Source organism: Winogradskya humida, from assembly GCF_016862215.1.
In the GTDB taxonomy this organism is placed as follows: Bacteria; Actinomycetota; Actinomycetes; order Mycobacteriales; family Micromonosporaceae; genus Actinoplanes; species Actinoplanes humidus.
On sequence record NZ_BOMN01000087.1, the window covers coordinates 1 to 23,946 of the forward strand.

A 23,946-nucleotide genomic window follows, 5' to 3' on the forward strand; every position below is an offset into this window, starting at 1 on the left:
CGGGCACGATCACTCTGGGAAACCGTCAGGCCGCTGAGTTCGTACCCGTCGAAGGTGTCACGGCATCGACCCTTGCGGACGCCGCGCAGCTCGCCAGCCTGGCCGACGAAACGCCCGAAGGGCGCTCGATCGTGGTCCTCGCCAAGACGGATTTCGGGTTGCGGGAGCGCGAACCCGGCCTGATCGCCGACGCGACGTTCGTGCCGTTCACCGCGCAGACCCGGATGAGTGGCGTCGACCTCGGCGACCGGCAGATCCGCAAGGGCGCCGCAGCCGCGGTGATCGCCTGGGCCGGCGGAGCCACCGCCGAAGTCGCCTCCATTGTGGACGACATCAGCTCCTCCGGCGGCACCCCGCTGGTCGTCGCGGAGCAGGGCCGCATCCTGGGCGTCATCCACCTCAAGGACGTCGTCAAGGCGGGCATGCGCGAGCGGTTCGACGAGATGCGCAGGATGGGCATCCGCACCGTCATGATCACCGGCGACAACCCCCGCACCGCCAAGGCCATCGCCGACGAGGCCGGCGTCGACGATTTCCTCGCCGAAGCCACCCCGGAGGACAAGCTCGCCTACATCCGCAAGGAGCAGGAGGGCGGCCGGCTGGTCGCGATGACCGGCGACGGCACGAACGACGCACCCGCCCTCGCACAGGCCGACGTCGGCGTCGCCATGAACACCGGCACGTCGGCCGCGAAGGAGGCCGGCAACATGGTCGACCTCGACTCCGACCCGACCAAACTCATCGAGATCGTCGAGATCGGCAAACAGCTGCTCATCACCCGCGGCGCACTGACGACGTTCTCCATCACCAACGACATCGCCAAATACTTCGCGATCATCCCGGCCATCTTCGCCGCCGTCTACCCCGGCCTCGACACGCTCAACGTCATGCGGCTGCACTCACCAGGCTCCGCGATCCTGTCCGCGGTCATCTTCAACGCCCTCGTCATCGTCGCACTGATCCCGCTCGCCCTCAAAGGCGTGCGATACACACCCTCCAGTGCCAGCTCACTGCTACGACGAAACCTCCTTGTGTACGGGCTGGGCGGCGTCATCGCCCCCTTCCTCGGCATCAAACTCATCGACCTCCTCATCCAGTTCATCCCCGGGATCTGACATGCGACTTCCTAGTTGGCTCTCCCAGCACCTCGCCGCCCTGCGAGCGCTACTCGTTCTCACAGTGGTCACCGGGCTCGCGTACCCGCTGCTACTGACCGCAGTGGGCCGGATCCCCGGTCTGAGTGACAAGGCCGGTGGTTCCCTGGTCGCCAACGGCAGCCTGATCATCGGCCAGTCCTTCACCGACGCGGACGGAAACCCTGTGCCGCGCTACTTCCAGAGCCGCCCGTCCGCGGCCGGCGACGGCTACGATCCCACCGCGACGTCGGCCAGCAACCTCGGCCCGAACAGCATTGTCGACACCCTCGCCGCCAACGAGGAAGACGCGTCGCAGAGCCTGCTCACCCAGGTCTGCGCCCGCAGCCTCGCCGTCGGCACCCTCGAAGGTGTCGACGGCCGCCGGCCCTACTGCACCACCGACGGCGTCGGCGCGGTCCTCGCGGTGTTCCATCGCGACGGCCTCACCGGTCCGGTCACCCGCGTCGTGTCGGTCAACCAGACGGGTACGCCGTTCGTGGCCACCTACGAGGGCGTCACCGTCGAGTCCGCCAAGATCGGCGACGACTACCAGGCCTTCGGCGGCATCATGACCCCGATCCGCGGCGACGCCCCGGCCACGCCCGCTGTCCCGGCCGACGCCGTCACCGCCGGCGCCAGCGGGCTCGACCCCGACATCAGCCCCGCGTATGCGGCGCTGCAGGTCCCCCGGATCGCCCGGGAACGGGGACTGTCGCAGGACGCGGTCCGCACATTGGTGAGCGACAACACGACCGACCGGGCGCTCGGGTTCCTCGGCGAGCCGGCGGTCAACGTACTGAAACTCAACTTGGCCCTCGACGGCCAGAAGTAACGGACGGGAGGCGGCGCGGAGATGACACGCGGAGAACTACGCATCTACCTCGGCGCCGCACCCGGCGTCGGCAAGACCTACACCATGCTGGAGGAGGCACACCGGCGCGCCGAACGCGGCACCGACGTAGTCGTGGCGCTGGTGGAGACCCATGGGCGCCGCCACACCCAGGCCATGCTCGCCGACCTCGAGGTCGTGTCCCGCCGCAAGGTGCAGTACCGGGGCGTCGACTTCACGGAACTTGACGTCGGCGCGGTCCTGGCCCGCGCGCCGGAACTGGTGGTGGTGGACGAGCTGGCGCACACCAACGTGCCCGGCTCCCGCCACGGCAAGCGCTGGGAGGACATCAACGAGCTGCTCGACGCGGGCATCGATGTCCTGAGCACCGTGAACGTGCAGCACCTCGAATCGCTCAACGACGTCGTCGCGCAGATCACCGGCGTCGAACAGCGCGAAACCGTCCCCGACGCCGTGGTCCGCGCCGCCGAGCAGGTCGAGCTCGTCGACATGACCCCGGAAGCGCTGCGCCGGCGGATGGCACACGGCAACATCTACCAGCCGGAGAAGATCGACGCCGCGCTCGGCAACTACTTCCGGACCGGCAACCTCACCGCACTGCGCGAGCTCGCCCTGCTGTGGCTCGCCGACAAGGTCGAGGACCAGCTCGACAAGTACCGCACCGACAACAAGATCGACAAGACGTGGGAGACACGGGAACGGGTCGTCGTCGCGCTGACCGGCGGCCCCGAGGGCGAGACCCTGATCCGGAGGGCGGCCCGCATCGCCACCCGGACGGCGTCACCGCGATCCGGTGGCGTGGACCTGATGGCCGTACACGTCACTCGCAACGACGGTCTGGCCGGAGCCGACCCGGCGACCCTGGCCCGGCAGCGGATCCTCGTGGAGAGCCTGGGCGGTTCCTACCACCAGGTCGCCGGCGCCGATGTACCCCAAGCCCTGCTCGACTTCGCCCGCGCCGTCAATGCCACGCAGATCGTGCTCGGGGTGAGCAGCCGCGGCAAGTTCGCCCAGATGCTGTCCGCCGGCGTAGGCGTGACCACCACCTCGCTGTCCGGCTCGATCGACGTCCACCTCGTACCCCACGAACGCGCCAGCCAGGGTCGCAGCGCCCGCCGCATACCGGCGGCCCTGTCCCGCGGCCGCCGGATCGCCGGGTACGTCGCCACCACCGCAGGACTGCCGGCCCTGACCGCGCTGTTGTCCGCCGGCCCGTCGCTGTCGCTCACCAACGACATCCTGCTGTTCCTGGCCGCAGTTGTCGGCGTCGCGTTGATCGGCGGTCTCTGGCCGGCGCTGCTCGCCGCCGTCGCGGGATCCCTGATGCTCAACTACTTCTTCACCCCGCCAGTGGGCCGCTTCACCATCGCCGAGGGCGACAACCTGCTCGCCCTGGCCATCTTCGTCGCGGTCGCGCTCGCCGTCAGCTGGGTCGTCGACACCGCCGCCCGCAAGACCCGCCAGGCCGCGCAGGCGGGCACGGACGCGCAGATCCTCGCGACCGTCGCGGGCGGGGTCCTGCGTGGCGAACGGCCCCTGCTCGCGCTTCTGGAAAGACTGCGGGAGACGTTCACACTCGACTCCGTGACCCTGCTGGAGAAAGGCGTCGTCGTCGCGGAGGCAGGCGGGCGGGTCTGCACCCGATCGGTGGACGCCGACGCGGAGGTCAAGGTGGACGACGAGCTGACCCTGCTGATGAAGGGCCGGCCGCTGCAGGCCAGCGACCGGCGCATCATCGAGGCCTTCGCCGCGCAGGCAACTGTGGCTCTTCGCCAGGAGCGACTCACCGCGGAGGCGGCGACCGCCAAACCCCTCGCGGAGGCCGACCGGATGCGCACCGCCCTGCTCGCCGCGGTCAGTCATGACCTGCGCACCCCGCTCTCCTCCGCCAAGGCCGCCGTCGCCAGCCTGCGCAGCCCCGACGTGGATTTCGACGACGACGACCGCGCCGAACTCCTGGAAACCGCGGACGAATCCCTCGATCGGCTGACCCGGCTGGTGGAGAACCTGCTCGACATGAGCCGCCTCCAAGCCGGCGCCCTCGGAGTCCACCCCATCGCCGTCGGCGCGGAGGAGGTCGTACCCCGCGCCCTGGACGACCTCGGACCAACCGGCCGTGATGTCGCCGCGCACATCCCCGACGACCTGCCCTACGTCCATGCCGACCCCGGCCTGCTGGAACGCGTCATCGTCAACCTGCTCGCCAACGCCCAGCGCTACAGCCCCGCCGACCGGCCACCCGCCGTCACCGCGAGCGCTCTCGGTGACAAAGTCGAGATCCGCGTCATCGACCACGGACCCGGCATCCCCGAGGACCGCTGGGACGACGTCTTCCTGCCGTTCCAGCGCCTCGGCGACCGTGACAACCACACCGGCGTCGGCCTCGGTCTGGCCCTGTCCCGTGGCCTGACCGAGGCGATGGGTGGCACACTGACCCCCGAAGAAACCCCCGGAGGGGGCCTCACCATGATCCTTACCCTGCCCACGGCGGCCGCCGCATGACGCGGATCCTGGTTGTCGACGATGAACCGCAGATCGTCCGAGCGCTGCGCATCAACCTGCGCGCACGCCAGTACGAGGTCGACACCGCGGCCGACGGTGCGTCCGCGCTGCGCGCAGCCACGCACCACCACCCGGACCTCGTCGTCCTGGACCTCGGCCTGCCCGACATGCAGGGCACCGAGGTCATCCGCGGCCTGCGTGGCTGGACCACCATCCCCATCATCGTGCTCTCCGGACGGGCCGAGAGCCACGACAAGGTCAACGCCCTCGACGCCGGAGCCGACGACTACATAACCAAACCCTTCGGCATCGACGAGCTCCTTGCCCGCATCCGGGCCGTCACCCGCCGCATCCAGCCGCCCGGCGAGACGACCACCACCGTTCCACTCGGCCGCTACACCGTGAACCTCGGCACCCGCTCCATCGACGGCGGCGACCGCCCGGTGCGGCTCACCCCCACCGAATGGCAGCTCCTCGAACACCTGCTGCGCCACCCCGGCAAACTGCTCAGCCAGCGTGCGCTGCTGCACGACGTATGGGGTCCGCAGTATTCGACCGAAACCAACTATCTGCGCCAGTACATGGCCCGGCTGCGCCGCAAGCTCGAAACCGACCCTGCCCACCCCCGCCACCTGCTCACCGAGCCGGGCATGGGCTATCGCTTCAAACCATGAACACCGCACCCGGCGGCCTGGTCATAGTCGGTACGACCCGCGACGGTGCGACGCGTCGTCAGAACCGCGCTGAAATGTCAGTAGCCACAGCCACGACGTGACAGCGTCAACACGACGTCAACATCGGGCCGTCAGGCGTATCAGCTCCGTCAACACCCATGATCAGCACGTCTGCGCTGAGCTGCTATTGCTCCGAGAGCTCCCGGCACGATGCCGGTGGAGCCACAGCGGACAGGACGGCCCCGCATGCAGACCGACGATGACGTGCAGGAGAGCGCACCCTTCGAACTCGCCGCCACGATGGTGGCCGTGGTCGCGGCAGGTTTCGCCGCGGCCTGGCTGTTTTCGGGCGCCGAATCGTTCGCGCGGGCGCTGGTGATGGCGGGCGCTACCGCGGTGCTCGCCACGTGGGTGGCGGATCGGCGGGTGTGCGTCACGGTGGTGGTGGTTTCGGCCCTGGTCTACGTGGGGTTTCTGACGCACCGGTACGCCGTACTGACCGGTGATCCCGAACCGTGGAGCTACACACCGCTGATCGCGTTCGCCGCGTTGCTCGGCCGTGGCCGCCGCTGGATGAAGGCAGCAGCACCAGCTGGTGAGGGGGCGTCGCCCAAGATGCTGCCGTCGTCCACTCGCGTTCTCGAGGGCGTGCAGGAGTCGCATCCGGTGCAGCGGCTTTCGACGATCACCGGCGGGTAGGGCGCCGGAATGCCGGCCGTCGGGATCAGTTCCTGCGGCGGCTGCGAGGTCCGGGTCGATGGTGAGCTGATCCGCTCCTGCCTGGTGCTGGTGGTGCAATGCGACGGCGCCCGGGTGTGTACCGGTGAAGGGTTACAGGATCCGCCGTCGGCTTCCGACTCCGCCGGCCTCGGTGTTCAGCGGGAAGGCTGACCGACCTGCAGGTCAGCTGTCGATGGTTACGACCGGGGCGTTCTGGGTGATCGCCCACTGCAGCGCCTGACGCAGTGCTTCCTCGGGCAGCGGCCGCCGGCGGGTGACGGTCAGCGCCACTGTCACCGTCGCGGACAGGAACGCGCTGCGTGCGTCGGCGGCGGCGAAGTCGGCCACCAGCTCATAGGCGAATGCCACCGCGTCATCATGGCCCAGCGCCGGCAGGAACAGCATGAAGTCGTCCTGGCCGACCTTGCTCGCGCGATCACCCGGCCGTAACCGGCTGACGAGCAGTTCGATAGCAGCCTGGTGCTGCCGGGTCCCCGTACGCCCGATCGGGCCCTCGTCACCTCCTGCTGTGTGGCTGATCCGGACGGCGAGCAACGCCACCGGCAGCACCCCCGACGCGGTGACACCGGTGGCTCCCGCCCATCGCCGCACTCCGGGTTCGCCGCTCAGGTCGGTATCACCGGTATTGTCGGGCTCCGTATCCTGTCCCGGGCGGTGGGCAGCGGCCCGTGCTCTGGTGTGGTCCCGCTCGGCCCGTGCCGCGAACAGGCGCAGCGCCGCATCGGCTCGGCTCTCGCCCTGGGTCGCCGGCAGTTCACGTACCCGGTCGAGGGCCGCATCCATGGCGGACAGTGCGGCTGGTGACAGCCGGTCCCCGAGCTGATTACGCAGGCGGAGCACCTCGTGCAGCGCCTCGTCACGGCGGAAGCTGGAGCGGCCGTCGAAAACGCGCCCACTCTCCAGCGAACTGGCGCCGGGCTGGAACTGCTCAAGATCGTGGGCCACCAGCAGCGCACCGAATCGCGGCGTCAACACCACGACGGTCCACTCCCGTGCCAGATCCTCCTTTTCGTCGAGCAGCACAGGGTACGCACCGGCCGGCATGTCCGGTGCTTGGTCGGCGACCAGGCCTACCAGGGTCATCGCGGCCAGGGTCGCGATGCGCTCGTAGACCTGACGCTCCCGTTCGAAGTAGGGCAGACGCTGGAACAGCGCGACAACCACCATGGGTCCGTCCTCAGCGGCGGCGAGCGCCGCCTGTTCCAGCGCATGTGAGACGGTCACCAGTGTTTTCTTGGTCAGCCGCTGCACGGCCGGGACATCGGGCACCGCCGTAGCCTAAGGACACCGTCCTGTCGCCGCATCCGCTGACCGGATCCTCGATCAAGATCGAGATGATGCACAGGTGGTGACGTGGCTTTCGGCGGCGGCGACTACGACCCGACTGCGTTGCCCGGTGCCAGTGCGGTCAGACTGCGGGTAGGTCGACGTCGCCGCGCTGGGCGGCCTCGGCGTGGTGGCGGCTGTCCCGTGACGAGATCATGAAGAAGGCGAGGACGGCTGCTGCGACGGCGAAGGCGGCGCCGACCAGGAACGCGTCGTGGAACCCGGCAGTGAGGGCGACTTTCGCGTCGCGGATTCCTGAATCGAACGCGTCCCTGGTCGACGAGTTCGCGACCGATGCGAGGATCGCCAGGCCGAGTGCGCCACCGATCTGCTGACTGGTGTTGATCAACCCGGAGGCGAGTCCGGCCTCGGCCGGGGTGGTGCCGGTGACCGCGGCGATCGTCACCGGGACGAAGGTGAGGCCGAGCCCGGCACCGGCCAGCATCGACGGGCCGAGCACATCGCCCGCGTACGAACCGTCCGCGCCGGCCTGGGAGAACCATGCGAGGCCCACGGCGACGAAGGCGAGACCGCCGATGAGGACGGGTTTGAAGCCCCATCGGGTGACCAGCGGCGACGCGAGACCCGCGGCGACGATGATGGAGATGGCCAGTGGCAGGTAGGCGAACCCGGCCTGCAGGGCGCTGAAGCCGAGTACCTGTTGCAGGTAGAGCGTGACGAGAAAGAACATCGAGATGAGCGACATCCCGACCAGCAGTCCCGCCACGTTCGCGCCGCGCAGCGTACCCAGCCGGAAGATGGAGAACGGCACCAGCGGCCGGCGGGTTCGCTGCTCGATGGCCACGAACAGGGCAAGCAGAATCACGGCGCCCAGCCCTCGGAGCAATGTGGCCGTTGACGTCCAGCCCACGGCGGAGGCGTCGACCAGGGTGTAGACGAGCAGCGCCAGGCCGGCGGAGACGGTGACCGCACCGGGGATGTCGAGAGCGCGGTGCGCCTCGCCGCTGGTGGACTCCTTGAGGAGCCGGGGTGCCTGCCAGACGATCAGGGCGCCGATGGGCACGTTGACGAACAGCACCCACTCCCAGCCGAGATATTCGGTGAGCACACCGCCGAGCAGCACGCCCGCCGCACCACCGGCACCGGCGACGGCTCCCCAGATCCCGAGGGCGCGGTTGCGTTCCTGGCCTTCGCTGAAGGTGGTGGTGACGATGGACAGCGCAGCCGGGGAGATGACAGCCGCGCCGAGCCCCTGAACGGCGCGAGCGGTGATGAGCCAGGCCTCGTTCTGGGCGAAGCCGCCGGCCAGTGAGGCAAGGGTGAAGACGACCATGCCGATGATGAACATCCGCCGGCGGCCCAGCAGGTCGGCGAGCCGTCCGCCGAGCAGCAGAAAACCGCCGAAGGTCAGGGTGTAAGCGTTGACCACCCAGGAGAGATTGTCCTGGGAGATGGCGAGTGCGCTCCCCACCGAGGGCAGCGCGACGTTGACGATGGAGGCGTCGATGACGACGACGAACTGGGTCATCGCCAGCAAGGCGAGGGCCAGATTCTTGGCACGGGACGAGGAGATCGGTTCTGTGGACATCGGTCGCTTTCTCAGCGTTGCGGCCGGCGCCGCAGGGTGGCGTCGGTGAGGGCGGGTGGGAGGTATCCGGCGTCGTCGGTGTCGATCGTGCGACCGGGTGGGACGATGTCGTCGATGCGGTCCAGCAGGTCGTCCTCGAGTACCAGGTCGGCGGCGCCGACCTGGCTCTGCAGTTGTTCCATGGTGCGGGGGCCGATCAGTGGTGCGGTGACGCCGCGGTGGGCCAGGACGAAGCCCAGCGCCAGATGGATCAGTGACATGCCCGCACTGTCGGCGAGCCCCGCCAGCGCCTCGACGGCCTCGAGTTTGATCGCGTTCTCGGGGTTGGTCAGGTCGTAGCGTGCCGGCATCCATGCGGCGCGGCTGTTACCGGGAGCGTCTGCGCCGATGCGGTAGCGGCCGGTGAGCCAGCCACCTGCGAGGGGGCTCCAGGTGATGGTGCCCATGGCGTACCGCTCAGCGACGGGCAGGACATCGGCTTCGATACCGCGGGCGAGGATGGAGTACGGCGGCTGCTCGCTGACGAATCGTTCGCGTCCGCGGCGTTCAGCGGTCCACTGTGCTTCGACGATCTGGTGGGCGGGGAACGCGGAGCTGCCGGCGTAGCGAATCTTGCCCTGCCGCACGAGATCGGTGAGCGCGCCGAGGGTCTCGTCGATGTCGGTGCCCGGTTCGGGACGGTGCACCTGGTAGAGGTCGATGTGGTCGGTTCTCAGGCGGCGCAGGCTGCCCTCGACGGCGCGCATGATCCAGCGGCGGGAGTTGCCCCGGGCGTTGACGTCGGGCCCCATGGGGTTGTGGAGCTTGGTGGCAAGCACGATGGCATCTCGACGGGCACCTTGCAGGGCTTTGCCGACGATCTCCTCGGACTCGCCCTGGGAATACATGTCGGCGGTGTCGACGAAGTTGATCCCGGCATCGAGCGCGGCGTGGATGATTCTGATCGACTCGTCGTGGTCGGGGTTGCCCCAGGCGCCGAACATCATGGTGCCCAGACCGAGCCGGCTGATCTGGACGCCGGTGGCGCCGAGCATGCGGTACTGCATGGCAGGTTCTTCTTTCGGTCGGCTGGCGTTGGTGGACTACGGGAAAAGGGCGAGGATGACGCCGGAGACAAAGAGGCGCCGCGAGGCGCCGGAAACCCCGGTCGCGACGACGACGGCCATGCCGGCCGGAATCAAAGACTTCGGACTCAAAAGTCTCCTGAAAAAGGGCATGGCGATGGCCGGCCAGACGCCCAGGGCAGAGTCGGCCTAAATATGATTTAGTGAACGATTACCGGAGAGCGGGCAGTAATACTTCGTCGACCAGCTTGACGAGAAAATCCTTGTCGAGCGCTTTTCCCTCGAGGGCGATGCGATGCGCCGACATCGACGGGATCAGGCGTGCCAGAAAGTCGACGTCGGCATCCGCTTTGGCCTCGCCGCGGTCTACCGCCCGTTGAATGAGCACCCGGTTCGCGGTGATCCACGCCCCGATATTCGCGTTGTTCGCCGATTCGGCGAGCCCCTCATGGCTGGCAAGCATCGACGTGAGGCCGGCGATCACTCGAACTTTCTGGCTCTGTTCCTCCATCAGCTCGGGACGGATCAGAGCGATGATGTCACCGCGGAGTGTTCCGGTATCCGGAAGTTGCTCGGCACCGACGTCACGCTGACCCATCCGGGTCACCGCTTCGATGACAAGCTCCTCCTTCGAGGGCCAGCGGCGATAGAGCGTCCCCTTTCCCGCCTTGGCCCGCTCGGCCACCATCTCGATTTTCATGCCGGTGTACCCGACCTCAGCCAGGACGTCGAGCGTTGCGTCAAGGATGGCCGCATCCCGGGTGGGGTCGAGCTGGCGGCCCCGCGTGGTCCGGGTGCGATCGTTCTCGGGCATGCCCTAACGGTACCGGCCGTATCCGGTAATGGCCAGTACCGGTAACGGCTGGTTTCGCTGTGACGCTCGCCTCCGCGCTGTCGATCCCACATGGCACCTGCAGGCGCATTCTTGCCGGGGACAGCAGTGCTACACCAAGCACGGCCCCGCCGCCGAGCTCCGTCCTGCAAGATGCGAGTAGCCGACGTTCCTGACGCCGATTCGGGCCGATATGCGCGCGATCGAGGAGCCGGTCGTGAAGAATCGCCCTGGGCCGGGGCGTACGACTTTCACGGCAGCACCGACCGGCGGAGCCAATTCTCGCCGAGGGGGAGCGCAGGTGTCGACACTGGCAGGCTCGAACAGTCAGACCCGCGTCGTGGTGCGCTCCGCGGTGTCGCATCAGTCTGATGCCTCCCTTGCCGTGGGGGAGTTGGTTGCGGCGCTGGGCCAGGAGGCGGATCTGTACGCGGTGTTCGTAGCGCCCGGCTTCGACCTCGCAGCCGTTGCGGCAGCGACTCGTGCGGCCTTCGGCGACCGGGTTATCGGATGCACGAGCGCCGGCAACATCGGCGCGAACGGCTATGACCTCACCGGGATCGGCGCGATAGCGCTGACCGGAGGTGCCCTGAGCGCCCGCACCATCGCACTGGGCCCGCTCGACGACCCATGCGCCGTGGTGGAGGAGAACGGCGCGGCGATCGCTGAGCTGCGGGCGGGGATAGGAGACGCCGACGGGTTCGCTGTCCTGCTGACCGACGGATTACGTGGCAACGAGGACGTGCTCACCGCCAGCCTCATGGCGGCTCTGGGTGATGTTCCGATCATCGGCGCGTCGGCCGGCGACGATCTGACCTTTCGGCGTACCGCGGTCTACTACAACGGTCAGTTCTCGGAAAACCTGGCCACGGTCACTGTCGTACGCACCGATGCGCCGTTCCGCCTGATGCGGGTGCAACATCATGAGGCCACAGGTACGGTGCTTGTGGCGACCGATGTCGACCCGGACCGCCGGATCGTGCGGGCGATCAACGGCCGGCCCGCGGCGCGGGCGTACGCCGAGGCTGTCGGTCTGCCCGTCGGTGAGCTGACACCCACGGTGTTCTCCCGGTATCCCCTTCTGCTCAACGCCGGTGGCACGAGCTGGATCCGGAGCATCGCCGAGGTCGAGGCCCACGACTTCCTGCGCATGTTCGCCCGGGTGGATGTCGGCGACGTGCTGCGCCTCGGCCGTCCGCAGGCCATGCTGGAGAAGCTCGGCGCATGTCTGGAAGGCGTGGCCGCGGAGCTGGGTTCGATCGGCGGCATGCTGGTCTTCGACTGCATCCTGCGTCGCCTCGAGTTCGAGAGTGAAGGCCTGACCGGGCAGGTGGGGGCGCTACTGGCCGCCCATCACGCGACCGGGTTCAGTTCCTACGGTGAGCAGTTCAACGGCATGCACATGAACCAGACCCTGGTTGCCGTCGCTTTCGCGTGAACCGTTTGCCGGGCAGCGAGGAGGACAGAGGTGGTGGAGGTTGCGACGCTCAGCGGCAGCGACGAGGTCACCGTGCTGCGTCGTACGGTGCAGGAACAGCGTCGTACCATCGATGCACTGATCCTGGCCGCCGAACGCCGGACAGCCGCTGAGCCCGACAGTGCGGCGCTGGCCACCTGGCAGCGGAACCTCACGCTGCGCCACCGGCTTGTGGAAGGCACCGAGCGCATCCGCGCCGCGGAACAGGTTCTGCGCGCGGTCATCGACTCCACCGACGCCGGCCTGTGCATTCTGGACGGGTCCGGCCTCATCGTCGACATCAACCAGGTGTGGCCCGTGATGCTGGCCAAGGTCGACGGCGTCGTCAGCGACGAGCCGTCGTTCTTCACCCTCGCCGCGCAGTGCGGCGACGGTCTGGGCGATCTGCTGCGCGACGCCGCGGCCGCGGTCCGTCAGGTGCTGGCCGGCCGGCACAATGCCCCGATCAGCACTCATCACGTCGACACCTCGGAGGGGCCGCGGTGGTGGCAGGTGCGTGTGACCCCTGTGCGCGGTCACGGCGCCGCCCGTGCGGTGCTCAACCTCACCGACGAGACAACAGCGATCCGTACGCGGGATGAGCTGCGCGAGGCCATCCGGGGAGCCTCGCATCTCGCCCTGGTGGCGCGGCACATGGACGACGCGGTGGTGCTGGCCGACGCCGAGGGCCGCATCGAATGGGTCAACGACGCCTTCACCCAGATGAGTGGGTACACCCTGGACGAGGTGGCGGGACGGCTGCGTACCGAATTCTTCGGCACCAACCCCCCGCCCGCATTCGACCTGGCGGCCATGGCAGCCGGTGACTCGGTGGTCATGCCCGACTTCGAGAGCCGGGCCAAGGACGGGCGCCGGTACTGGCTACGGGCGGAGCTCTACCGGGTGGTCGACGACGACGGCATCGTACGGATGGTGGCGGTCGAACGCGATGTCACCGCGCGGGTCAAGGCCGAAAGGTCCCGGCTGGCGGCCAAGGCGCGGGCCGAGGCCCTGGCTCACGAACTGTCCGTGGAGAGCGCGGTGCTCACCGGCGTCATCTCGGCGATCCCGCACCTCATCTACTGGAAAGACTCCCTGGGCCGGTACGGCGGCCACAACGCCGCTTTCCGGGATGTACGCGGTCTGGCCGGCGACGCCGATCTGACCGGGCGGCCGGAGCGCGAGGTCGGCGTCGCCGACGACCTCGCCCCGATCCTGGCCGAGCTGGAGGCGCGGGTGCTGAGAACCGGTGAGCCTGTCGTCGATCACCACGTCACCGTGACGGGCGTCGGGGGCGCCCCACGCGCCTTCCTCATGAGCGTCCTGCCACGCCCCGGCGCCGGCGGGGTGATCGGTATCGGCGCCGACGTCACGCACCTCGGCGAGCTGGAGCGCCAGCTGCACCAGGCCAACCGGCTCGAGGCCATCGGTCAGCTCGCCGCGGGAATCGCCCACGAGATCAACACGCCGATCCAGTTCGTCTCCGACAACACCCGGTTCGTGGAGCAGTCGTTCACCGAGTTGCTGACCCTGGTCGCGGCACTTCGGGCGCGCCCGGCGGAATCCGACCCGCAGCTGGCCGAGTTGCTTCGCGACATCGACGTGGACTTCATCCTGGACGAGGTGCCGACGGCGCTCACCGAATCCATGGAAGGCCTGGAGCGGGTGGCTCAGATCGTCCGGGCGATGAAGGACTTCTCCCATCCCGGTCAGGGCCGCGCGGACGTCGACATCAACAGGGCGGTGGAGAGCACCTCCCAGGTGGCCCGCAACGAATGGAAATACCACGCCGAGCTGAGCCTCGACCTGGACGCCGGTGTGGGCCTGGTGCCCTGCTACGAGGGTGAGCTCAAACAGGTGATCCTCAACCTCATCGTCAACGCCGCACACGCCGTCGAGGCAGCCGGGCCCCGGCCCGGAGGCGGGCTGGGCCACATCGTGATCAGTACCCGCCGGTCCGCTGACGCGGTCGAGATCTCCATCGGCGACGACGGCACCGGGATGGACGTCGCCACCCGCCAGCGCATCTTCGATCCGTTCTTCACCACCAAAGAGGTCGGCAAAGGCACCGGGCAGGGACTGAGCATGGCCTACTCCAGCATCGTGCAGAAGCACGGCGGGGCCATCCGGGTCGAGTCCAGCCCCGGGAAAGGCGCCACCTTCATCATCGAGCTGCCCATCCGGGTGGAGGCCGAAGCCGAATGACCACGCTGCCGAAGATCCTGCTCGTCGATGACGAGCCCAACCTGCTCAACGGTCTGCGCCGTCAGCTGCGCCGCGATTTCGAGGTGGTCACCGCGGTCGGGGCTGCCAACGGGTTGTTCTCGCTCAAGGACGGCCCGTTCGAGGTCATCGTCTCCGATTTTCTGATGCCGGGGATCAACGGGGCCGAGTTCCTGGCGGCGGTGCGCAAGTCGGCACCCGACGCGACCCGCATGCTGCTCACCGGTCACACCAACCTCGCCGACGCGGCGAGCACGGTGAACGACGGTGGCATCTTCCGTATGCTGCTCAAGCCGGTGGACCAGGAGACGATGACCGCTGCGCTGCGTGACTGCGTGGCCCAGTACCGCCTCGTGACCGGCCAGCGGGAACTGCTCGAACAGACCTTGCACGGCAGCGTCAAGGCCCTCATGGACGTGCTGGCCCTGGCCAATCCGGCGGCGTTCGCCAGGGCGTCCCGGATGCGGCGTACGGCTGCTGCGGTTCTCGACCGGGTTCCGGCCGCCGACCGGTGGGCCGTCGAACTGGCGGTGATGATGTCCCAGCTGGGTGCCGTGTCGCTGCCCCCGGCGGTGACGGACAAACTGAGCGCCGGCGGTCCGCTGACCGAGGCCGAGCAGCGGATGCTCGACGAGGTCCCGGACGTCGCGGAACGCCTGATCGCCGGTATCCCGCGGTTGACGGTGGTGACCGACGCCATCCGGGGGTCGCGCGCCGGCACCGGAGAAGACGTTCCGTACGGCGCCCGCCTGCTCCGCCTGGTGCGGGACTACGACCTGCTGGTCGAAGGCGGCGCGACGGCGGAGATCGCGTGCCTGACCCTGCAGGCGAGGGAAGGCTGGTACGACCCGGCGTTGCTGGCGGCCTTGACGGTGGAGGTGCGCGACGACAGCTTCGGGGCGGTCACTGCGGTTGCGTTGCAGGAGCTGGGCATCGGGATGGTGCTGGCCGCCGGCGTGCACAGCGGATCGGGCACCCTGCTGGTCCACGAGGGTCAGGAGGTGACCCCGAGCCTGTTGAGCCGGCTGCAGAACTTCGCGTCCCTGGACGATGGTGTTGCCGAACCGCTCATGGTGCGAACCGTGGGGGCGGACGTCACGGTCGCAGAGTTGTCCGCCATCGCTCGATGATCTCCCGTTCCGCAGCGCCGAGATCGTTCTCCTGAAAGGCCTCCCCGTGGCCGGCCGCTTCGCAGACCGCCCCGAATTGTGCCTCCACGACCTGGTGGGCCAGTGCCACCGCGGATCCGGCATCGTGAACCGGATGCCATGCCCCGGGACCCGCATGGCCGGACACCGCCGCTACCACCGACGGTGGCAGGCCCCACAGGGTCAGCAGGTTCGCGCCGGCATCGCTGTGACAGCTTCCCAGAGCTTCACGTTCGACGGTGTCGAGAGAGACCGGCTCGGATTCCTTGCTGTCGTTCCACGCGCGGATCACCGCGGGATAGCCGGCGCTTCGTGAGGACGCGAGCACCAGCTGACCGACCTCGTGCAGCAGCCCCGCGGTGAAGGCCTGATACTGCCACGCGGCATTGCGGGCGAGTTGTTTGGCCAGCTGTGAGGTGTGCACGGCGTGGTCGGTCAGTTCCTGGATCCAGCGGGCGGGCAGCAGACCGGCGGGGTCGAGGCTGCGCACCACGTCGTGCATGAGCACCAGACCGCGTACCGTCTGGGTGCCGAGCAGGGCGATGGCCTGCGTGACGTCGCTGACCTCCTGACCCATCATGCTCGCCGAGGAATTGGCCAGTTGCAGCACCTTGGCCGCGGCTGCCGGGTCCTGCTCGATGATCGCGGCTACCGAACCGGCGGAGGCCTCCTCGGTGTCCAGGGCCGCGATCAGCTCCGGCAGTATCCCCGGGGCGCTGGGCAGTGACTGCACCATGGATACGTCGCGGCGTGCCGAGTCACCACCGGAGGCGGCCTGTGCGGCTATCAGCCGGTCCACTGTCTGCACCAGCTGATCCCGGCTGGTGGGCTTGCTCAGGAACTGATGGGCCAGCGTGACGACGCGCAGCACATCGTCCTCCCCGGTCTGCCCCGACAGGATCACCCGCGCCGTGCCCGGGTACAGGGTCCGCACTTGGCTGAGCAACTGCCCGCCGTCCATGCCGGGCATCCGGAAGTCGGAGACAACCACGTCGCACGCGCGGTCCTGCATCGTCTCCAGCGCTTCGGCACCACCCGGTGCGAAGGACATGTCCCAGCGGTTGCGTTCCGTGCGGAGCATGCGGCGCAGGCCGTCGAGGATGCGGGGCTCGTCGTCGACGAATACGACATGAGGCTTGCCGGTCATACCGTGACCTCCTGAGGAGTTGACGTGGGTGGCGGGGACGCGGGTAGTTCGATCGGCAGCCGTACGGTGAAGACGGTGCCGGTGCCGGGCTCGCTGGTGAATCCGATGGACCCCTGATGCCGGTCGACCACGAGGCTGCGGACCAGCGGCAACCCCTGCCCGGTGCCGCGGCCGACCCCTTTGGTGGTGAAGAACGGGTCGAACAGCTTGTGCGCGATCTCCGGCGGCACCCCGGTGCCGGTGTCGGTGACCTCGATGACAGCGTCGTCGCCGTCGCGGCGGGTCCGCACCCGGATCCTTCCCCGCCCCCGCGCCGCGGCGTCGATCGCATGCGCGGCGTTCACCAGCAGGTTGAGCACCACCTGGTTGATGTCGCCCACGTGGCACCACACCGGCGGGAGCTTCGCCAGGTCCGTCTCTACGTCGGCCACGTACCTGATCTCGTTGGCGGCGACGACCAGCGTGTTCCGGATCGCCTCGTCGAGATCCGCCGGAGCTTTGTCCTGGGCGCCGGGATGGCCGAAAGCCTTCATCGCCCGGACTATGGTGGCTACCCGGTCGATACCCTCGAGAGTCTGGCGGATCGCCGCCGGTGCCTCCTCGATCAGGAAGTCGACGTCGAGGTCACGCAGTCGCTCCGTGAGGTCCGCGTCGGTGGGCCCTAGCCGCCCCCGCAGATCGGCCACCAGAGCCACCAGATCGGTGAACGTCTCGTCGAGGAAACGGACATTGTCGCCGATGAACTGCATCGGGGTGTTGATCTCGTGTGCGATGCCGGCGGCGAGCCTGCCGACCGACTCCAGCTTCTGGGCGTGCCGCAGCTCGAGTTCGAGGCGTTGCCGCTCGGAGATGTCGCGGGCGTTGAGGATCAGGCTCCGGGATCCGTCGTGCTCGGTCACGAACTCCACCAGGACCTCGAACTCGGTCCACTCCTCGGCGCCGGGTCCGCGCAGCCGCCGGATCTGTGCACCGGCCGGCTCCGGTCCCAGTACCGTTGCCACCTCCTCGGGATGGATGTACGACCGCAGTTCGCCTCCGATGAGGTCGTCCTGGGTCGTCGCGAGGAGCCGGGCGGCGGCCGGGTTGGCGAAACGGATGATCCCCTGCTCCCCGGCCAGCAACAGGGCATCGGGGGAGTGCTCCACCACGATGCTCAGCCGGGAGCGGGTCAAGAGCTGGTCGAGGGTCAGCGCGGCCTCGTCGGCCAGCGTCGACAGCGCCGCGGACAGGTCGTCGGCGGGTCGCCGCTCATAGGAGACGACGAGCAGGCCGAAGACCTCGCCGTGCACGGCGAGCGGAACCAGGTGGAGCCGCTCGGCGGGCGGCATCCCCAGCAGCGCGGTGAACACGAGAGCATCCGCCCTGGCGAGCACCGCGGAACCACCTGGTCGCAGGGCCTGCTCGATGCCGGGGCCGGCCGTGCTCAGCGACGCTGTGCGGTTCACCGTATCCGGGCCGGCGGCACCGGCCCGCCCGATGACCCGGACCGACCCGGCGGTGATCGTGGTTACCAGCGTCGCCCCGATCCGCGCGTCCAAGGCGAACGCTGCCTCGGCGGCGGCCTGTGCCGCCTGGCCGCGGTCGGCTGCCGCGACGAAGGTGGCACCGGCCGCGGCGACGACCCGTTCGCGGGCGGCGGCGCGGTCCCGGGCGCGGATGCCCTGCGCCAGGGTGTGGTTGATGGTCAGACCGATCAGGGCGGTCACTGTCAGCGGTACGGCGTCGGAGACCGGCACGCCGGCCGACGCGACTCCGGCCCCCATGATGATGACGACGCAGGTTGCCCCCAGCGCGAGATCGAGGCGGCGTCCGTACAGTGCGCGAAAGTTGATCCACACGAAGAGCAGGCCGATGGTGACGCCGTAATCGGAGGCCGCGGCGACCAGACCCACGCACAGGGCCTCGACCGGCCACAGCGCCAGCGGGAAACGGCCGCGCCGGTAACCCAGGCACAACGACGCTGCGACCACGACGATGGCGGTGATCTCGGCAGCCCCCGCGCGGTTGTCGCTCGCGGTGATGCCGAAAACGCCGATGACTGACCAGAGCAGGCAGAACAGCAGGAACAGCAGGCGCACCTGTCCCAGCAGCGAGCCCTTGCCGGCGCTCAGCCACGGCCACCGGGCCAGGTTCGTCACGAAACGGTCCTCCGCCGACGCTCGACGATGCTGTGTACAACTCCTATCGGCAACTGACTGCGGGAGCGGAGGATCACCGGAGCCCAGCAAGGTCTGACGGCTCCGACCGGCGTGGTCAGCGGGGCCTCACAACCGGCTGGTGTCCCAGGAGTGGATGTAGCGCATGAGGGTGCGGCTCTTGGTCTGTACTTCGTCCATGCGGGCGAGGATGTCGTCGAGGGTCTGGATGGCCTCGGTGATGTGTGGTCCCTTGTTGAGCATGACGCAGTCGGCGCGTTCACCGGCAGCCGCGTCGGTGATCTCGGCTCGAGCGGGTTGTCCGGTCTTCGCGAGGGTCTCCAGGACCTGGGTCGCCCAGATGGCCGGCACGTGCGCGGCCTCGCAGAGGGCGAGAATTTGCCGGGGTACCTCGGCGAACCGAGGAAGCCGGCGACGAAGCGGTTGGCCGGTGACCTGTATAGCTCTTCGGGAGTGCCGACCTGCTGCAACCGGCCCCGGTCCAGCACCGCGCTGCCGTTGACCACCGGACAGCGCGGCCGGTTTGCGGTCCAGGAGGCTGGAGAGCACGAGCACCTCAGCCATGTCGGATACCTGTTGCGCCGCCTCCGCCTTGTCGACGTGCCGCAGCCTCAGGGCGAAGCCCATGTTCTGCCGTACGGTCATGTTCGGGTAGAGCGCGTAGTTCTGGAACACCATGGCGATGTCCCGCACCTTCGGTGCCTGGTGAGTGACGCCATCTGAGCAGTCCTGCGAGTTCCAGCTCGACGCGGTGCGCCCACTGCGCGCCGAGTGAGCCCGGGCCGGGCCAAGCGGCGACTGCTGCTGACAAGGCGGCGGGCTGGCTCTCGGTGACGCGACGTTGGACGATCTCGTCGATCCACGCCACGACGTCGGTGCCCGGAGCCATATTGCTGCCGGCGAGCCACCACACTTCGACGAAGGTGCCCGCGAGGATGCCCGCGATGCGATGCCGGTCCGACACCTGACGTCGTAATACGGATGACACCCGGCCGGAGCAGTGGTCGAACAACTCGGAGAACGCGTCACGGTTGTTGTCGGCGATTCTGAGGATCAACCACCGCAGTCGCTGCGGGTCACTGTCCGGTTCGCAGGACGGGGAACCGCGGAAATTCGAGTGACATGTCAACGGTGGCACCGCAACTCCCAGGCGACGTAAGACGTACGCCGCCGGGGTCTGAGGCGACTGAACGCGAGGACCGGCCCCGCACTGCCGGAAAGGCTACGACATCACCGATCTGCGCAGTAGTCGCGTCACGAACGAGCGACTAGCGCCGTGGAAGCCCTGTCCGGCTGGTTCACGAGCCTGGCGGGGGATTTACCGGACGATGGCGACGGGCAGGCGGCGTGGTGCAGAACGGCGTGGCTGGCCGACCCGAGGCGCCCGCCGCGCAGGGCTGCCTCGTGCAGGCGAGACCGAGTGGTGTGTCGTTGTCGAGGGCGGCGCGGATGACCTGTTGCGGTTCGGACACCATGTCTCCGACGAGTTCGGCGATTTCATCGTTGTTCGTTCAGGCGGGGTGGTCGGCGGGCAGGTGGCGGTCGCCGGCGTGGGTCAGCGGACGATGAAGACCGGGCTGTGGGCTTGGCGGATGAGTTGCTGGCCGACGGAGCCCAGCAGTAGTCCCGGCAGCCCGTGGTGACCGCGGCCGCCGATGATCACGGCGGCGGCGTGCAGTGAGGCCTCGGTGAGTGCTGTGATGGCGGAGCCGTGCGCGGTGCGGCGGTGGACCTTCACGCCGGTCCTCTCGGCCTGCTCGATGACCTGGTCGGTGCCGGTTTCGTTGCTGTCGGCGGCGTGCAGCAGGATGAGTTCACATCCGCGCAGGCGGGCCTCGTCGAGGCCGAACGCGACAGCCGGATCGGACGCTGTCCCGTCGATGCCAACCACGATCGGGCGGGTGGTGAAGTCCGTTCCGGCGGGCCAGGCGGGCATCCGGACCACCATGACCGGACCGGGGTGGTGGGCGGCGATGTGCGCGCTGACAGAGGTGCCGGCCGCGTCGCTGATCCGTCCGTGTTCGCTGCCTACGACGACGAGGTCCGCGTCGCGGACCTCGTCGAGCAGCAGTGTCGCCGGCGAACCGGTGAGGAGGCGACTGCTCGCGGAGACGTGGACGGTGCCCGCGTGGACGCGGTCGACGAGGTAGGTCAGTAGCGCTGCCCCGCGCTCGTGTTCGGCGGACTGGTCCCGGATGGCGGTCTCGATGAGGATCAGGCGCAGGTCCGCGCCGCGTAGCTCCGCCTCGATTCCCGCGTGGTCCACGGCGATGGAACTCGCAGGTGAATCGTGCACTCCGACCGCGACGGTGGGGCGAACGACGGCGGTTGGGTGCGGGTCGGTGGGGCCGGGCTGGGTGGGGAGGCGGTCGAGGTAGCCGAACGCGCCGAGATAGCGGTTCACGGCTCTGCCGTAGGAGCTGGCTGGTGTGAGCGTGGCGGCGACCCTGTGCTGGGCGTCGCGGTTCGCTCGTTGGCGGTCCAGGTTCGTCATGTCGGCCTTTCCTGGAGGGGCCCGGCTTTTGTGGAGGGGGTGTGTACGCGGCGGTCGAGGCGGATCGCGGCGTAGCCGAGGGTGGAGAGGGCGGTAACGATGATCAGGTCGGTGATCGCCGGCGGTTGGGTGCCGAGCAGGGACTGCAGCGGAGGCAGGTAGATGCCGGCGAGTTGCAGGGCGAGTGCGGTGGCGACGGCGGCGAGCAGCATCGGGTTGGACCGGGTGCCGGGCCGGGCCCGGGAGCCGAGGGCGACGGCGAGCTGGGTGACACCGAGGGCGAGGAAGGTCAGGGTCTGCCAGGGCCGGTCGGTGGCATGTGCCCACACCCCGACGCCGATGGTGACGGCGGCGATGACCGTGCCGACGCGCAGGATGCGTAACCACAGACCGGCGCCGAGGATCGTTTCGGACGGCGGTCGTGGTGGCCGGTTCATGACGTCGGGGTCGACGGGTTCGCTGCCCAGGGCGAGGCCGGGCAGTCCGTGGGTGATCAGGTTGATCCACAGGATCTGGGCGGGAAGCAAGGGCAGGGCGAGCCCGGCGAAGGGCCCGGCGAGCATCACGGCGATCTCGGCGGCACCGCCGGACAGCGCGTAGAGAAGGAAACGGCGGATGTTCGCGTACACCCGGCGGCCTTCCTCGGCCGCGGCGACGACGGTGGCGAGTTCGTCGTCGGCGAGGACCAGGTCGGCGGCTTGCCGGGCGACCTCGGTGCCCCGTTTGCCCATGGCGACACCGATGTCGGCGCGGTGCAGGGCGGGGCCGTCGTTGACACCGTCGCCGGTCATGGCGACGACCTGCCCGGCGGCCCGCAACGCGTCGATGATGGCGACCTTCTGCTGCGGGGTGGCCCGGGCGAAGACCCGCGCACCGTGCCCGGCCCGCGTACCCGGGTCGGTGGTGCGGCAGTCGACCACATCGTCGCCGGCGTGGATGATGCCGAGGTCGACGGCGATCGCGCCGGCGGTGGCCGGATGGTCGCCGGTGATCAGCACGGGAGTGATGCCGGCGCGTTGACAGGCGGCGATGGTCGCGGCGGCCGACGCCCGGGGCGGGTCGAAGATGGCGACGAGGCCGAGCAGGGTCAGGCCCTGTTCGGGTAGGGCAGGATCAGTGCCGGCTGCGCGGTCGGATCGGGCGACGGCGAGCACCCGGTAGCCGTCGGCGGCGAGGGCGCCGGCGTGTGCGGTGGCCCGGTCGATCAGATCTGCCGGGTCGCTGAGGACTTCCGGTAGCAGGACCGCTTCCGGCGCGCCCTTGCAGATGATCCGGGTGGTGCCGCCGGGCAGCCGGTGGGTGGTCGACATGCGTTTGCGTACGCTGTCAAATGGTCGTTCCCCGGTCCTGGGCAGCTGGTTGCGGAGTTCGTCGTGATCGATGCCGAGTTTCGCGGCGGCGGTGAGCAGGGCGACCTCGGTGGGGTCACCGACCGGCTGCCAGTCGGGGTTGTCGCTGTCCGGCGGATGCAAGGCGCCGTCGTTGCACAGCACTGCAGCCTGCAACAGCTCCGTCAGGTCGGGGGCATCGGTTCCGGTGAGGACGGCACCATCGCGGTGGACGTCGCCGTGCGGTGCATAGCCCGCGCCGTCGACGAGGGCCTCCCCGACGGGTGTCCACAGCCGGCGCAGCACCATTTGGCCCTCGGTGAGGGTGCCGGTCTTGTCGGTGGCCAGCACGGTCACCGAGCCGAGGGTCTCGACCGCCGGCAGCCGCCGGATGACGGCGTGCCGGGCGGTCATCCGCCGGGCGCCCAGCGCGAGGCTGAGCGTGACGACGGCCGGCAGGGATTCGGGTACGGCCGCGACGACGAGGGTGATCGCGGTGACGATCATCAGCTGCAGCGGCTGCCCGCGGAACAACCCGAGCGCCAGAACGACGGCGCACAGCACCAGAGCACCGGCGGCGAGGAACCGGCCGACCCCGGCGAGGCGATGTTGCAGGGGAGTGAGGGTGGGAGGCGCCACCATCATCGCCGCGATGCGGCCCATGGCGCTCGCTGTGCCGGTCGCGGTGATCGTGGCCTGCCCGCGCCCGCGGACGACCACGGTTCCCGCGGACACCTCCGAGCCTGTTCCTGCCGCGGACTTGTCGACCGTGCCGATTCCCCGGTCAGTGCTGCCTCGTCGACCAGCAGGGCGACGGCCTGCACGACCGTGGCGTCCGCGGGCACGATGTCGCCCTCGGCCAGCACGAGCAGATCCCCCACGACCAGGTCCGCCGCGGGCACCTCACGCTGACCGCCGTCGCGCACGACCCGGGCGTCGGGTGCGGTCAGGGCGGACAGGGCGGAGATCGCCCGTTCCGCTTTGACTTCCTGGATCACCCCGACGGTGGTGTTCACGACGATCACGAACAGGATCACGGACGCGTCGGTGAAATCGGCGGTGGCCAGGGTGAAGGCCGCAGCGGCGAGCAGGACCAGGACGAGCGGGTCACGCAGTTGCGACACGACGCGACGCCACAGCGATGGTGGTCGCCGGGTGGGCAGCACGTTGCCACCATCGCGCACCAGCCGCCGAGCCGCTTCGTGCGACGTGAGCCCGGTGCCTGCCTCTGACGTGCGGGTTTCGGTTGTCACAACCGCCGCCTCTCCGAACAACTCGCGAGCGATGAATGCGGTTACCTTGCTGCCGGGGCGGCACCGC

17 protein-coding genes and 1 pseudogene are annotated in these 23,946 nt (G+C 69.1%); 8 read left to right on the forward strand and 10 right to left on the reverse strand.

Annotation, left to right across the window (positions count from 1 at the left end; translation table 11 throughout):
* The 5 genes from kdpB to Ahu01nite_RS29940 all read left to right on the forward strand — a co-directional run.
* On the forward strand, positions 1-1,115 hold a 1,115-nt coding region (kdpB, locus tag Ahu01nite_RS29920), incomplete at its 5' end, for a potassium-transporting ATPase subunit KdpB (RefSeq protein WP_203840015.1).
* 1 nt (position 1,116) lies between these two features.
* Complete coding sequence (locus Ahu01nite_RS29925) at positions 1,117-1,968, forward strand: potassium-transporting ATPase subunit C (protein ID WP_203840016.1); 852 nt, start codon at positions 1,117-1,119, stop codon at positions 1,966-1,968.
* Between the two features lie 21 nt (positions 1,969-1,989).
* The gene (locus tag Ahu01nite_RS29930; protein ID WP_203840017.1) at positions 1,990-4,488 is read left to right on the forward strand and encodes a DUF4118 domain-containing protein; all 2,499 of its coding nucleotides are present in this window, start codon (positions 1,990-1,992) and stop codon (positions 4,486-4,488) included.
* The gene (locus tag Ahu01nite_RS29935) at positions 4,485-5,162 is read left to right on the forward strand and encodes a response regulator (RefSeq protein ID WP_203840018.1); all 678 of its coding nucleotides are present in this window, start codon (positions 4,485-4,487) and stop codon (positions 5,160-5,162) included. The genes Ahu01nite_RS29930 and Ahu01nite_RS29935 overlap by 4 nt, the downstream gene beginning before the upstream one ends.
* 246 nt (positions 5,163-5,408) lie before the next feature.
* On the forward strand, positions 5,409-5,861 hold the full coding sequence (locus Ahu01nite_RS29940; RefSeq protein WP_203840019.1) for a hypothetical protein: 453 nt from the start codon (positions 5,409-5,411) through the stop codon (positions 5,859-5,861).
* 204 nt (positions 5,862-6,065) lie between these two features.
* Here Ahu01nite_RS29940 and Ahu01nite_RS29945 read toward each other — a convergent pair whose 3' ends face one another.
* The 4 genes from Ahu01nite_RS29945 to Ahu01nite_RS51445 form a co-directional block, all read right to left on the reverse strand.
* Complete coding sequence (locus tag Ahu01nite_RS29945) at positions 6,066-7,172, reverse strand: DICT sensory domain-containing protein (RefSeq protein ID WP_203840020.1); 1,107 nt, start codon at positions 7,170-7,172, stop codon at positions 6,066-6,068.
* 139 nt (positions 7,173-7,311) lie between these two features.
* On the reverse strand, positions 7,312-8,778 hold the full coding sequence (locus tag Ahu01nite_RS29950) for an MFS transporter (RefSeq protein WP_203840021.1): 1,467 nt from the start codon (positions 8,776-8,778) through the stop codon (positions 7,312-7,314).
* A gap of 11 nt (positions 8,779-8,789) precedes the next feature.
* On the reverse strand, positions 8,790-9,824 hold the full coding sequence (locus Ahu01nite_RS29955) for an aldo/keto reductase (protein WP_203840022.1): 1,035 nt from the start codon (positions 9,822-9,824) through the stop codon (positions 8,790-8,792).
* A gap of 229 nt (positions 9,825-10,053) precedes the next feature.
* The gene (locus Ahu01nite_RS51445; protein WP_203840023.1) at positions 10,054-10,656 is read right to left on the reverse strand and encodes a TetR/AcrR family transcriptional regulator; all 603 of its coding nucleotides are present in this window, start codon (positions 10,654-10,656) and stop codon (positions 10,054-10,056) included.
* A gap of 319 nt (positions 10,657-10,975) precedes the next feature.
* Between Ahu01nite_RS51445 and Ahu01nite_RS29965 the strand changes: the two genes are divergently transcribed.
* Genes Ahu01nite_RS29965 through Ahu01nite_RS29975 form a run of 3 tightly spaced genes read left to right on the forward strand, consistent with a single transcriptional unit; the run spans position 10,976 to position 15,483 of the window.
* Complete coding sequence (locus Ahu01nite_RS29965) at positions 10,976-12,112, forward strand: FIST N-terminal domain-containing protein (protein WP_203840024.1); 1,137 nt, start codon at positions 10,976-10,978, stop codon at positions 12,110-12,112.
* A 30-nt stretch (positions 12,113-12,142) separates the two neighbouring features.
* The gene (locus tag Ahu01nite_RS29970; RefSeq protein ID WP_203840025.1) at positions 12,143-14,335 is read left to right on the forward strand and encodes a PAS domain-containing protein; all 2,193 of its coding nucleotides are present in this window, start codon (positions 12,143-12,145) and stop codon (positions 14,333-14,335) included.
* Positions 14,332-15,483: a response regulator gene (locus Ahu01nite_RS29975; protein WP_203840026.1), complete on the forward strand. Its 1,152-nt coding sequence runs from the start codon at positions 14,332-14,334 to the stop codon at positions 15,481-15,483. Before Ahu01nite_RS29970 ends, Ahu01nite_RS29975 begins: the two co-directional genes overlap by 4 nt.
* On the opposite strand, the gene Ahu01nite_RS29980 is transcribed toward Ahu01nite_RS29975, so the two are convergent.
* The 6 genes and pseudogenes from Ahu01nite_RS29980 to Ahu01nite_RS51455 all read right to left on the reverse strand — a co-directional run bounded on the left by Ahu01nite_RS29980 (position 15,449) and on the right by Ahu01nite_RS51455 (position 23,879).
* Positions 15,449-16,648 carry an HDOD domain-containing protein gene (locus Ahu01nite_RS29980; protein WP_203840027.1) on the reverse strand — a complete coding sequence of 400 codons (1,200 nt, stop codon included), beginning with the start codon at positions 16,646-16,648 and terminating at the stop codon, positions 15,449-15,451. The genes Ahu01nite_RS29975 and Ahu01nite_RS29980 overlap by 35 nt on opposite strands.
* Complete coding sequence (locus tag Ahu01nite_RS29985) at positions 16,645-18,786, reverse strand: two-component system sensor histidine kinase NtrB (RefSeq protein WP_203840028.1); 2,142 nt, start codon at positions 18,784-18,786, stop codon at positions 16,645-16,647. Before Ahu01nite_RS29985 ends, Ahu01nite_RS29980 begins: the two co-directional genes overlap by 4 nt.
* Positions 18,787-19,196: 410 nt before the next feature.
* Positions 19,197-19,518: pseudogene (locus Ahu01nite_RS29995) on the reverse strand (ATP-binding cassette domain-containing protein); the annotation flags it as partial.
* A gap of 841 nt (positions 19,519-20,359) precedes the next feature.
* Positions 20,360-21,298 carry a universal stress protein gene (locus tag Ahu01nite_RS30000; protein WP_203840030.1) on the reverse strand — a complete coding sequence of 313 codons (939 nt, stop codon included), beginning with the start codon at positions 21,296-21,298 and terminating at the stop codon, positions 20,360-20,362.
* Positions 21,295-23,361: a cation-translocating P-type ATPase gene (locus tag Ahu01nite_RS50690; RefSeq protein ID WP_275411788.1), complete on the reverse strand. Its 2,067-nt coding sequence runs from the start codon at positions 23,359-23,361 to the stop codon at positions 21,295-21,297. Before Ahu01nite_RS50690 ends, Ahu01nite_RS30000 begins: the two co-directional genes overlap by 4 nt.
* Positions 23,268-23,879, reverse strand: coding sequence for a P-type ATPase actuator domain-containing protein (locus Ahu01nite_RS51455; protein ID WP_275411789.1), 612 nt, complete (start codon positions 23,877-23,879; stop codon positions 23,268-23,270). Before Ahu01nite_RS51455 ends, Ahu01nite_RS50690 begins: the two co-directional genes overlap by 94 nt.
* Positions 23,880-23,946 lie beyond the last annotated feature (67 nt).

Coding starts and splice junctions, on each gene's coding strand:
- Ahu01nite_RS29925 (WP_203840016.1), top strand. CDS start 1,117: ATGCGACTTCCTAGTTGGCTCTCCCAGCACCTCGCCGCCCTGCGAGCG.
- Ahu01nite_RS29930 (WP_203840017.1), top strand. CDS start 1,990: ATGACACGCGGAGAACTACGCATCTACCTCGGCGCCGCACCCGGCGTC.
- Ahu01nite_RS29935 (WP_203840018.1), top strand. CDS start 4,485: ATGACGCGGATCCTGGTTGTCGACGATGAACCGCAGATCGTCCGAGCG.
- Ahu01nite_RS29940 (WP_203840019.1), top strand. CDS start 5,409: ATGCAGACCGACGATGACGTGCAGGAGAGCGCACCCTTCGAACTCGCC.
- Ahu01nite_RS29950 (WP_203840021.1), bottom strand. CDS start 8,778: ATGTCCACAGAACCGATCTCCTCGTCCCGTGCCAAGAATCTGGCCCTC.
- Ahu01nite_RS29955 (WP_203840022.1), bottom strand. CDS start 9,824: ATGCAGTACCGCATGCTCGGCGCCACCGGCGTCCAGATCAGCCGGCTC.
- Ahu01nite_RS51445 (WP_203840023.1), bottom strand. CDS start 10,656: ATGCCCGAGAACGATCGCACCCGGACCACGCGGGGCCGCCAGCTCGAC.
- Ahu01nite_RS29975 (WP_203840026.1), top strand. CDS start 14,332: ATGACCACGCTGCCGAAGATCCTGCTCGTCGATGACGAGCCCAACCTG.
- Ahu01nite_RS29980 (WP_203840027.1), bottom strand. CDS start 16,648: ATGACCGGCAAGCCTCATGTCGTATTCGTCGACGACGAGCCCCGCATC.
- Ahu01nite_RS30000 (WP_203840030.1), bottom strand. CDS start 21,298: ATGACGAACCTGGACCGCCAACGAGCGAACCGCGACGCCCAGCACAGG.